Raw genomic sequence first — 9,636 nt, 5'->3', positions numbered from 1 at the left:
ATCGGCATCGCCGTCGCCTGCACGGCGGCGGCCGCCGCCGGCTACGCCGCCGCGCACGCCACGGGCAGCGACTTCCGCGCGGTGATCGACGGCTTCGCCGCCGGTGCGCTGCTCGTGATGCTGGTCGACTCGATGGTCCCTGAGGCGGCGCGTGCGGGCGGCGAGCCGGCGGGGCTGGTCACGGTGATCGGGTTCTCGCTCGCCGCCGCGCTGAGCGCGGCGTGATCAGCGGCGCGCCGTCAGCCGGTGCGGCCGATGCGCACGCGCCAGACCTCGGGGCCCGGCTCGAGGTAGTCCCAGCTGAAGCGGCCGGGCTGCTCGGCGGCGAACTGGTAGTAGAGCGGCTTGGGGTCGTGGTCGTTGACGAGCACGAACGCCTGGCCGCCCTGCAGGCTGCCGTAGGTTTCGAAGATGAGCTGGTGGCGGCGGGCCGGTGGCTCCTCGCGGACGTCGAGCAGCTCATCGGGCGGGGTCTGCTGGGGCATGGTCGTTCCTCCTGGGGGACGCGAGTGGTCCGTCCCAGCGTCGGTCGCCGGGACGGCAGCACGATCCTCAGGCAATTCGCACGGAGGAAACAGGGAAAAATGAGCCGGGCACCCGACATACGGCATGGTTCACTGCGGGCGTGGGTCACGAGGGCAGGCGGGAGGACGACATGGTGAGGATCCGCAGGGCGGAGCCGGCCGACGCGCTGGCCGTCGCCGCGCTCCACCTGCAGCTGGGCCGCGAGCAGGGGCACGCCGCGGAGCCGGGCTTCCTCGACCGCCACGCGCGGGCCTGGCAGGCCCAAGCACCCCACCGGCGCACGTGGCTCGCGGTGCAGAACGACGGCAAGCCCGTGGGCGTGCTCGTCGCGGCCGTCGTCGACCAGCTCCCCAGGCTGGGCTGCCCCGAGGGGTCGTGGTGGCACGTCTCGTCGCTGTTCGTCACGCCGGACGCCCGCACCCGCGGGCTCGGGGAGCGGCTGCTGCGCACGGCGCTGCAGGCGGCACGGCAGGAGCAGGTGGAGCGCGTCGCACTCCACGCCGTCCCGGAGGCCGCCGCCCTCTACGAGCGCGTCGGCTTCGCGCCGGCCACGGCGCGGTGGCTCGAGGTGTGCCCCTGAGCGGGAAGGGCGGTCACCGCGCCCGTCCCACGCCTGTCCCGCAGCAGACGACGACCTAGCTCGCCGCGGACGACTGGTCGGACGTCACCGGCTCCAGGACGAAGACCGGGATCTCCCGATCGGTCCGGCGCTGGTAGTCGGCGTAGTCCGGGAAGGCCGCGACGCACCGCTCCCACCACTGGGCCTTCTCCTCACCGGAGACCTGCCGGGCCACGTACTCGCGGCGGTCAGCGCCGTCCTGCAGCTCGACACGGGGATGGGCGACCAGGTTGTAGTACCAGACCGGGTGCTTCGGGGCACCGCCCATCGAGGCCACGGCGGCGTAGTCACCATCGTGCTCGACCCGCATCAGCGGGATCTTGCGGATCTTGCCCGACTTCGCCCCACGGCTCGTGAGCACGATGATGGGCAGGCCCTTCATCGTGTTGGCCTCGCGGCCGTCGGTGGCCTCGTAGCGGCGCACCTGCTCGGCGACCTGGCTGCTGGGGCTGGGAACGTACTCACCCTCTAGTGGCATGCTCCGAGCCTCGCACAGCCGGGCCGCCGGCTCAGGCGCGGGTCGGGCGCAGGTCAGGCGCGGGTCACGCGCGGACCTAGGGGCGGCTCAGGCCGACCCGGGCGCGGGTCAGGCGTGGACCCGCCCGTAGGTGATGTGGTTCGACCAGATCCGGTCCTTGCGCAGCGGGATCCCGGGCCGCACGGCCTCCCAGATCCGGCCGCTGCCGGCATAGATCGCCACGTGGTAGACGTGCCCGCGGGAGTTCTTGAAGAACACCAGGTCGCCGGGACGCCGGTAGCGGCGGTTGATGTGCCGCGTGGCGTTGTACTGCTGCTGGGCCGTCCGCGGGATCCACTTGTGCAGCCGCTTGCGGTAGACGTACGTCGTCAGGCCCGAGCAGTCGAAGCGGTAGGGACCGTCGGCGCCCCAGCGGTAGGGGGCGCCCCGCTTGCTCGCGGCGATGCGCACGGCGGTGTAGGACGTGGCGCGACTCACGACGGAGGCGTAGGCATGCGCCGGTTTGGCCAGGGCCACGGAGAGGGCCTCGGACAGCCCGAGGACGAGGAGGAAGGCGAGCAGGACCTGCACTCGCGAGACACGCAGGAGGTGACGAAACGTGGGCATTGGGGAGCTCCAGGACCGCTTGCGAGGCATGACCTGTCGGGTTCGGGACCTGTGGCCCGGCCTCGCGCCGCCCCCGGCAGCGTCCGGCTTCACCCCGAGTCCGGGCAGGCGTGCCTGCCGGACGGAAAGTGTGGGTGCACCGCTCCCGCCACCGTCGAGAGGTGAGGACCGTGCCCACGTGGTGGCGGGACTCAGCGTCACGCGGGCAGCTCCACCGAATCGAGCGGTGGAGCGAGAAGAGGATAACCCGAGGACCGCCGAGGTGGTAGTGCTTCGCGGACGTTTGCCCGCTGTTGCCTAGGATTCCCCGTATGTCGGACCAGCAGCCCGGTGCCCACGGCAGCGACCCAGCGGAGTCCGGCGTCGAGGACGTCGACGCCTTCGCCCGGGTCGAGGACGGCTTCCAGCGGCTGTGGACGCCGCACCGGATGGCCTACATCGGCGGCGAGCGGCCCTCGCCGCACGCCGGGTCCGGCTGTCCGTTCTGCAGTGCTCCCACCCGCAGTGACGAGGACGGGCTCGTCGTGCACCGCGGCGAGCGCTGCTACGTCGTGCTCAACCTGTTCCCCTACAACCCCGGCCACCTGTTGGTCTGCCCCTACCGGCACATCTCCCGCTACGTCGAGCTCACGGAAGGGGAGACCACCGAGTTCACCGCGCTCACCAAGGCGGCGATCGCGGCGCTGACCAAGGCCTCGGAGCCGATGGGCTTCAACATCGGGATGAACCAGGGCGAGGTCGCCGGCGCGGGCGTGGCCGCGCACCTGCACCAGCACGTCGTCCCCCGCTGGGGAGGGGACTCCAACTTCCTGCCGATCGTGGGCCAGACCAAGGCCCTGCCGATGCTGCTGGAGGACACCCGTCAGCAGCTGGTGGACGCCTGGCCGGCCGACTGACCCCTCACTCCTCCCTGAGGTAGCGAGTGACCAGGTGCGCGGGGAGCGGCTCGTAGCGCAGCGGCTCGCGGGTGAACGAGCCGGTGCCGTGGGAGACCGAGCGCAGGTCGATGGCGTAGCGGGTGATCTCGGTCTGCGGGACCTCCGCGTGGATGGTGGTGCGCCCCGAGTCATCCGGCTGGCTGGCGAGCACCCGTCCGCGCCGGGTCTGCAGGTCGGTCATCACCGGACCGACGTACTCGTCGGCGACGAGCACCGTCACGGTGTCCACCGGCTCCAGCAGGGTGACCGTCTGCGGACTGGCCGCATCCCGCAGCGCCAGTGACCCGGCGGTCTGGAAGGCCATGTCGCTGGAGTCGACCGAGTGGGCCTTGCCGTCGTGCAGGGTCACCCGCACGTCCACCACCGGATAGCCGGCGAGCACGCCCTTCTCCAGCTGGGCCCGCACGCCCTTCTCCACGCTCGGGATGAACTGGCGCGGCACCGCGCCGCCGACGACCTTGTCGACGAACTCGAACCCGGCACCCCGCTCGAGGGGTTCGACGGTGAGCTGGCACACGGCATACTGCCCGTGCCCGCCGCTCTGCTTGACGTTGCGCCCCTGGCCCTCCGCGGCGGTGGTGAACGTCTCGCGCAGGGCGACGCGCAAGGGCTCGGACTCCACCTTGACCCCATAGCGCTCCTCGAGCCGCTGCATCAGCAGGTCGACGTGCGCCTGCCCCATGGTCCAGAGGACCACCTGGTGCGTCTCGGCGCTGCGCTCCAGCCGCATCGTGGGGTCCTCGGCGACGAGCCGCTGCAGGGCGCCCGCCAGCTTGTCCTCGTCGGCGTTGCTCACGGACCGGATGGCCACCGGCAGCAGCGCCTCGGGCAGCACCCACGGCTCCACCAGCGCCGGACGGTCCTTGTCGCTGAGGGTGTCCGAGGTCTCGGCGTGGCCCAGCTTGGCCACGACCACCACCTCACCGGCGAGGGCCCGCTCCCGGGGCCGCAGCACGTCGTCGAGGGGCGAGGAGAGCAGGCCGACCCGCTCCTCGTCGTCGTGCTCGTCATGCCCCTCCAGCTCGTGGCTCGCGAAGCGGTCCAGGTGCCCCGAGACATGCACCACCGCGTCGGGGGCGAGGGTGCCGCTGAAGACCCGCACGAGGCTGATCCGCCCGACGTACGGATCGGTCGTGGTGCGCACCACCTCCGCGACGAGCGGGCCCTCGGGGTCGCACTGCAGCGGGGGGAGCGGCTCCCCGTCGGGCGTGGTCACCGCCGGGAGCGGGTGCCGGGTGGGTGCCGGGAACGCGGCGGCCAGCAGGTAGAGCAGCTCCTGGGTGCCGACCCCGGTCTGCGTCGACACCGGCACGACGGGGTGGAAGCTGCCGCGGGCCACCGCCACGAGCAGGTCGCTGATGACCGTCTTGGTGTCGATCTCCTCACCGCCGAGGTAGCGGTCGAGCAGCGTGTCGTCCTCGGACTCCTCGATGATGGCCTCCATCAGGTCGGCCCGCTTGCCCTCGATGAGCTCGCGGTGCCGGTCCTCGGCCTCCTGCACCTGCCGCGCCCGGGCGTCGTAGACCTCGTGCCCCTCGGGATTGCTGTAGTCGGAGACCGTCTGGGTGAGCAGTCCGAGGTTGCCGATGATCGCCTCGTCGTCGCCGTGCAGCGGCAGGTAGACCGGCATGACCCCGTCGCCGAACACCCGCTGGCAGATCGCCACCGTGTCCTCGAAGTCCGCCCGCGCCACGTCCAGCTTGGTGACCACGACCATCCGCGGCATGCCCACCGCCGCGCACTCCTGCCACAGCATCTGCGTCGCCGCGTCCACCCCGTCGGCGGCCGAGACGACGAACAGCGCGGCGTCCGCGGCGCGCAGCCCCGCGCGCAGCTCGCCCACGAAGTCCGGGTAGCCGGGCGCGTCGATCATCGTCAGCACCGTGCCGTCGTTGGGCACGGTCGCGACCGACAGCGACACCGAACGCTCCGGAGGCTCGGGGGAGGGCCGATAGCCGTCAGTGGTCGCCGCGATGAGGTGGTGGAACAACGTGGTCTTGCCCGATCCGCTGTGCCCGACCAGCACGACGTTGCGCAGCTGGTCGGGCGAGGAGACGGCGGGTGCGGGCGTGTTCGCGGCGGCCTTGGGACTCATGCCGCAACGATGCTGCGTCCGGACGGTGCGCACAACCCTCTTGGTGCAACGCTTCAGTAGTCTGACCCCACCATGCTCAACCGATTCGCGCGCGCCCTGTTCACCCGCATCTTCACTCCGGTCGCCCGGTTGTTGCTCTCCCTCGGGATCAGCCCGGACATCGTGACCATCGTGGGCACGCTCGGGGTGTGCGTGGGGGCACTGGCCTTCTATCCCCGGCACCAGTTCTTCTGGGGGACCATCGTCATCACCTGCTTCGTCTTCTCCGACACCGTCGACGGGGTGATGGCGCGCCTGTCCAACCGGTCCAGCCGGTGGGGTGCCTACCTCGACTCCACCCTCGACCGCGTCGGCGACGCGGCCATCTTCGGGGGGCTGGTGCTCTGGTACGCCCGCGAGCCGGACCGCTACTACATGGCCGGGCTCGCCCTGGCGTGCCTCATCCTCGGCATGGTCGTCAGCTACGCCAAGGCCCGCGCGGAGGGGCTGGGGATGACCGCCAACGTGGGGATCGCCGAACGTGCCGACCGCCTGGTCGTCGTCCTGGTCACCACCGGCCTGGTCGGACTCGGCCTGCCCGAGATCGTGCTCACCGCCGTCCTGGCCCTGCTCGCGGTCGCCAGCCTGATCACCGTGATCCAGCGGATGCTCACCGTGCGGGCCCAGGCCCTGCGCTCCACATGACCCACCCCGCGACCCGCTCCGCTCCGCTCCGATACCTCGCGGGAACCCCGGGCAGGGAGCGACTGACGGTCCTCGCCTTCCGCACGGGCTGGCGCCTCGTGCGCCGTATGCCGGGCAGGCTCGCCTACCGTGCCTTTGACGTGGGCGCGGAGCTGGCCTACCGGCGCGGGCGGGGCCGGCGGGGCAGCAGCGTGGAGCGGCTGCGTACCAACTACGCGCTCGTGCGCCCCGAGCTGGACGCCGACCGGCTCGAGGCGCTGGTCCGCGCGGGGATGCGCTCCTACCTGCGCTACTGGTGCGACGCGTTCCGGCTGCCCGAGCTGACGCGTGAGCAGCGTCTGGCCTCGATGCGGGTGGTCGGCCTCGACCCGCTGCGCGCCCATGTCGACTCCGGCGGCGCGACGGTGATGTTCCTCGGCCACCTCGGCAACTGGGACCTCGCCGGCGCCTGGTGCACCACCGAGCTGGTCCCCGTCACGACGGTCGCCGAGCGGCTCGAGCCCGAGGAGCTGTTCGCCGAGTTCGTGGCCTACCGCGAGTCCCTCGGGATGCGGATCCTGCCGCTCACCGGCCCGGGCGGGCGCCCGAGCGACGTCTTCGGCGAGCTGACGGCGGCACTGCGTGGCGGCGGGTTCGTCCCGCTGCTGGCCGACCGGGACCTGACCTCCGGCGGGATCGAGGTCGACTTCTGCGGCCGGCGGGCGCGGATGGCGGTCGGCCCGGCAGCCCTGGCCCTCACGACCGGTGCTGCGCTGTTCCCGGTCTCGGTGACCTACGAACCAGCGGATCCGCAGGCCACCGGCGGGTCGGCACACCGGATCCGGGTGGAGGTCCACGATCGGGTGCACCCGCCCGGGCAGGGGCGCACCCGCGACCAGGTGCGGGTCATGACACAGCAGTGCGCGGACGCGCTGGCGGGGACGGTGCGAGAGCACACCGAGGACTGGCACATGATGCAGCGGGTCTTCGTGAACCCCCGCGAGGTCGCCGGAGCCGCGAGACAAGGCGTGGAGGCGCGGTGAGGATCGGGATCGTCAGCCCGTACTCCTTCGACGTCCCCGGCGGGGTGCAGCTGCACGTGCGCGACCTCGCCGAGCACCTCATCGACCTCGGCCACCAGGTGAGCGTGCTGGCCCCGGCCGACGACGAGACCCCGCTGCCGCCGTGGGTGGTCGCGGCCGGCCGGGCGGTACCGATCCGCTACAACGGCTCCGTCGCGCGGCTCGCGTTCGGCCCGCTGACCGCCGCGCGGGTGAACCGGTGGCTGGACCGCGGCCGGTTCGACGTCGTGCACATCCATGAACCGACCAGCCCCAGCGTGTCGCTGCTCGCCCTGTGGGCCGTCGAGGACCCGGTCGTGGCCACGTTCCACACCTCCACGCTGCGCTCGCGGGCGATGCAGGCGGCCTACCCGGTGCTGCGGCCGAGCCTGGAGAAGATCACCGGCCGCATCGCCGTGTCCGAGGACGCCCGCCAGACCGTCACCACCCACGTCGGCGGGGACGCGGTGGTCATCCCCAACGGGGTGTTCGTCGACCGGTTCGCGGGCGCCCCGGTGCGTGCCGAGTGGCGGGGAACGGCCGAGCGGCCGACCCTCGCCTTCCTCGGGCGGATCGAGGAACCGCGCAAGGGTATGCCGGTGCTCGCCCGGGCGCTCCCGTCGATCCTGGGGGCCGTGCCCGGCACGCGGGCCCTGGTCGCCGGCCCGGGCGACCCCGACGAGGTGCGCGAGCTCATGGCGCCCGACGTCGCTGCCGCCTGCGAGTTCCTCGGACCGGTGAGCGATGCGGACAAGGCCTCCCTGCTCGCGTCGGCCGACGTCTACGTCGCTCCGAACACCGGGGGAGAGAGCTTCGGGATCATCCTCATCGAGGCGATGAGCGCGGGAGCCGCCGTGCTCGCCAGCGACCTCCCGGCGTTCCTGCGGGTGCTGGACGACGGCCGCACCGGGGCGACCTTCCGCAACGGCGACGCCGACGACCTCGCCGCGACGGCGGTTCGGCTGCTGCGCTCGCCGGCCCGCCGCGCGGAGCTGGCCGCGCTGGGCCGGACCCGGGCGCGCCGTTTCGACTGGTCGGTGGTGGCGCGAGACATCGTGGCCGTCTACGAGATGACGGTCAGCTCGACGCCACGGACGGTGCGGATCCCGCGCGGGCGGCGCGCGGTCGGGGGCCGCTGATGGACACCCTGGGCTGGGCCGTCGTCGCCATCGCGGTGCTGGTCGCCATCGCGTGGTACCTGTCCTACAGCGCCGCCCGGCTGGACCGGCTGCACGCCCGGGTGGAGGGGTCGCTGAGCGCCTTGGACGCCCAGCTGGTGCGCCGCGCGGAGGCGACGCTGGAGCTCGCCGGCACCGGAGCCCTGGACCCGGCCTCCTCGCTGATCCTGGCGAGCGCCGCGACCGAGTCGCTCGAGACGGGCGAGGCCGACCCCACCGCGCGCTCGGCCGTGGAGAGCAACCTGACCCGGGCCCTGGAGCTGGCACTCGTGCCGGAGGTGGTGCGGCAGGTGGGGCAGGGCGACGAGCTCGGCCGGGAGGCGCTGGAACGGGTGCGGGCCGCCACCCAGCGCGTGCAGCTCGCCCGCCGGTTCCACAACGAGGCGGTGGTCGACGTGCGCCGCATCCGCCGCAAGAAGGTGGTGCGCTGGGCCCGCCTCGCCGGGCACGCGGAGCTGCCGCGCACCGTGGAGTTCGACGACGAGCTGCCCGTGCTCGGGCTGGGTGTCTGAGCGACTAGACTGGAGCCCGAGCGGCGCCGTTCGCGACGCCCGTGCAGCCCCCACACCCTGACCAGAATTCGGGAGAGGTCCTGACGTGTCCGTCGAGTCCGTGAGCAGCGCGCAGCCCACCACCAGCAACGAGCCCCAGCTGGGCACCGCGCGGGTCAAGCGCGGTATGGCCGAGATGCTCAAGGGCGGCGTCATCATGGACGTCGTCACGCCCGAGCAGGCGAAGATCGCCGAGGACGCCGGCGCCGTCGCCGTCATGGCGCTCGAGCGCGTGCCGGCCGACATCCGCGCCCAGGGCGGGGTGTCCCGCATGAGCGACCCCGACATGATCGACGGGATCATCGAGACCGTCTCCATCCCGGTGATGGCGAAAGCCCGCATCGGCCACTTCGTCGAGGCCCAGGTGCTGCAGAGCCTCGGAGTCGACTACATCGACGAGTCCGAGGTGTTGACCCCGGCCGACTACGCCAACCACATCGACAAGTGGGCCTTCACCGTGCCGTTCGTGTGCGGTGCCACCAACTTGGGCGAGGCGCTGCGCCGCATCACCGAGGGCGCGGCCATGATCCGCTCCAAGGGCGAGGCCGGCACCGGCGACGTCTCCAACGCGACCACGCACATGCGCTCCATCCGGGCCGAGATCAACCGGCTCCGCTCGATGTCGGCCGACGAGCTCTACGTCGCGGCCAAGGAGCTGCAGGCGCCCTACGAGCTGGTCCGCGAGGTCGCCGAGGCCGGCAAGCTGCCGGTCGTGCTCTTCACCGCCGGCGGCATCGCCACCCCGGCCGACGCCGCGATGATGATGCAGCTCGGCGCCGAAGGCGTCTTCGTCGGCTCCGGCATCTTCAAGTCGGGCAACCCGGCGCAGCGCGCGGAGGCCATCGTCAAGGCGACGACCTTCTACGACGACCCCGACGTGATCGCCAAGGTCTCCCGCGGCCTGGGCGAGGCCATGGTCGGC

Annotated in this window: 11 protein-coding genes and 1 pseudogene; 8 read left to right on the top strand and 4 right to left on the bottom strand. The window is 72.4% G+C overall.

The annotated features are described in order from the left end of the window. A pseudogene (locus VFL99_RS15000) lies at nucleotides 1–225 on the top strand (hypothetical protein); the annotation flags it as partial. A gap of 14 nt (nucleotides 226–239) precedes the next feature. On the opposite strand, the gene VFL99_RS14995 reads toward VFL99_RS15000, so the two are convergent. Continuing rightward, the gene (locus VFL99_RS14995; RefSeq protein ID WP_325107159.1) at nucleotides 240–485 is read right to left on the bottom strand and encodes a DUF2249 domain-containing protein; all 246 of its coding nucleotides are present in this window, start codon (nucleotides 483–485) and stop codon (nucleotides 240–242) included. A 173-nt stretch (nucleotides 486–658) separates the two neighbouring features. Here VFL99_RS14995 and VFL99_RS14990 point away from each other — a divergent pair, with 173 nt between their 5' ends. Next, nucleotides 659–1,105, top strand: coding sequence for a GNAT family N-acetyltransferase (locus VFL99_RS14990; protein ID WP_325107158.1), 447 nt, complete (start codon nucleotides 659–661; stop codon nucleotides 1,103–1,105). A 55-nt stretch (nucleotides 1,106–1,160) separates the two neighbouring features. Here VFL99_RS14990 and VFL99_RS14985 read toward each other — a convergent pair whose 3' ends face one another. Continuing rightward, nucleotides 1,161–1,622 (bottom strand): nitroreductase family deazaflavin-dependent oxidoreductase, encoded by a 462-nt coding sequence (locus VFL99_RS14985; protein WP_325107157.1) that lies wholly within the window; start codon nucleotides 1,620–1,622, stop codon nucleotides 1,161–1,163. 108 nt (nucleotides 1,623–1,730) lie between these two features. After that, entirely contained in the window at nucleotides 1,731–2,228 is a 498-nt protein-coding gene (locus tag VFL99_RS14980) for a C40 family peptidase (RefSeq protein ID WP_325107156.1), read from the bottom strand. 311 nt (nucleotides 2,229–2,539) lie between these two features. Between VFL99_RS14980 and VFL99_RS14975 the strand changes: the two genes are divergently transcribed. Beyond that, a complete protein-coding gene (locus tag VFL99_RS14975; RefSeq protein WP_325107155.1) occupies nucleotides 2,540–3,124 on the top strand; it encodes an HIT family protein in 585 nt (194 codons plus the stop codon). Between the two features lie 4 nt (nucleotides 3,125–3,128). Here VFL99_RS14975 and VFL99_RS14970 read toward each other — a convergent pair whose 3' ends face one another. Beyond that, nucleotides 3,129–5,261, bottom strand: a complete 2,133-nt coding sequence (locus VFL99_RS14970) for an elongation factor G-like protein EF-G2 (protein WP_325107154.1) — start codon at nucleotides 5,259–5,261, stop codon at nucleotides 3,129–3,131. Nucleotides 5,262–5,333: 72 nt separating this feature from the next. Between VFL99_RS14970 and pgsA the strand changes: the two genes are divergently transcribed. The 5 genes from pgsA to pdxS all read left to right on the top strand — a co-directional run. Next, nucleotides 5,334–5,945: a phosphatidylinositol phosphate synthase gene (pgsA, locus tag VFL99_RS14965; protein WP_325107153.1), complete on the top strand. Its 612-nt coding sequence runs from the start codon at nucleotides 5,334–5,336 to the stop codon at nucleotides 5,943–5,945. After that, nucleotides 5,942–6,967, top strand: a complete 1,026-nt coding sequence (locus tag VFL99_RS14960) for a phosphatidylinositol mannoside acyltransferase (RefSeq protein WP_325107152.1) — start codon at nucleotides 5,942–5,944, stop codon at nucleotides 6,965–6,967. The genes pgsA and VFL99_RS14960 overlap by 4 nt, the downstream gene beginning before the upstream one ends. Next, nucleotides 6,964–8,124 carry a glycosyltransferase family 4 protein gene (locus tag VFL99_RS14955; RefSeq protein ID WP_325107151.1) on the top strand — a complete coding sequence of 387 codons (1,161 nt, stop codon included), beginning with the start codon at nucleotides 6,964–6,966 and terminating at the stop codon, nucleotides 8,122–8,124. The genes VFL99_RS14960 and VFL99_RS14955 overlap by 4 nt, the downstream gene beginning before the upstream one ends. After that, nucleotides 8,124–8,675: a hypothetical protein gene (locus VFL99_RS14950; protein WP_325107150.1), complete on the top strand. Its 552-nt coding sequence runs from the start codon at nucleotides 8,124–8,126 to the stop codon at nucleotides 8,673–8,675. Before VFL99_RS14955 ends, VFL99_RS14950 begins: the two co-directional genes overlap by 1 nt. A gap of 85 nt (nucleotides 8,676–8,760) precedes the next feature. Beyond that, nucleotides 8,761–9,636 (top strand): pyridoxal 5'-phosphate synthase lyase subunit PdxS (gene pdxS, locus VFL99_RS14945; protein WP_414713774.1); only part of this gene is annotated, 876 nt, incomplete at its 3' end.

The sequence above is a fragment of the Segeticoccus sp. genome, from assembly GCF_035708005.1.
The sequence above is the reverse complement of the archived record's forward strand: the minus strand, read 5'-3'. Positions and strand labels throughout refer to the sequence as shown.

What these genes read in the sequence shown, in the direction of transcription:
- VFL99_RS14985 (WP_325107157.1), bottom strand. Translation starts at nt 1,622, where the DNA reads ATGCCACTAGAGGGTGAGTACGTTCCCAGCCCCAGCAGCCAGGTCGCC.
- VFL99_RS14960 (WP_325107152.1), top strand. Translation starts at nt 5,942, where the DNA reads ATGACCCACCCCGCGACCCGCTCCGCTCCGCTCCGATACCTCGCGGGA.
- VFL99_RS14970 (WP_325107154.1), bottom strand. Translation starts at nt 5,261, where the DNA reads ATGAGTCCCAAGGCCGCCGCGAACACGCCCGCACCCGCCGTCTCCTCG.
- VFL99_RS14995 (WP_325107159.1), bottom strand. Translation starts at nt 485, where the DNA reads ATGCCCCAGCAGACCCCGCCCGATGAGCTGCTCGACGTCCGCGAGGAG.
- VFL99_RS14980 (WP_325107156.1), bottom strand. Translation starts at nt 2,228, where the DNA reads ATGCCCACGTTTCGTCACCTCCTGCGTGTCTCGCGAGTGCAGGTCCTG.
- VFL99_RS14975 (WP_325107155.1), top strand. Translation starts at nt 2,540, where the DNA reads ATGTCGGACCAGCAGCCCGGTGCCCACGGCAGCGACCCAGCGGAGTCC.
- pgsA (WP_325107153.1), top strand. Translation starts at nt 5,334, where the DNA reads ATGCTCAACCGATTCGCGCGCGCCCTGTTCACCCGCATCTTCACTCCG.
- VFL99_RS14950 (WP_325107150.1), top strand. Translation starts at nt 8,124, where the DNA reads ATGGACACCCTGGGCTGGGCCGTCGTCGCCATCGCGGTGCTGGTCGCC.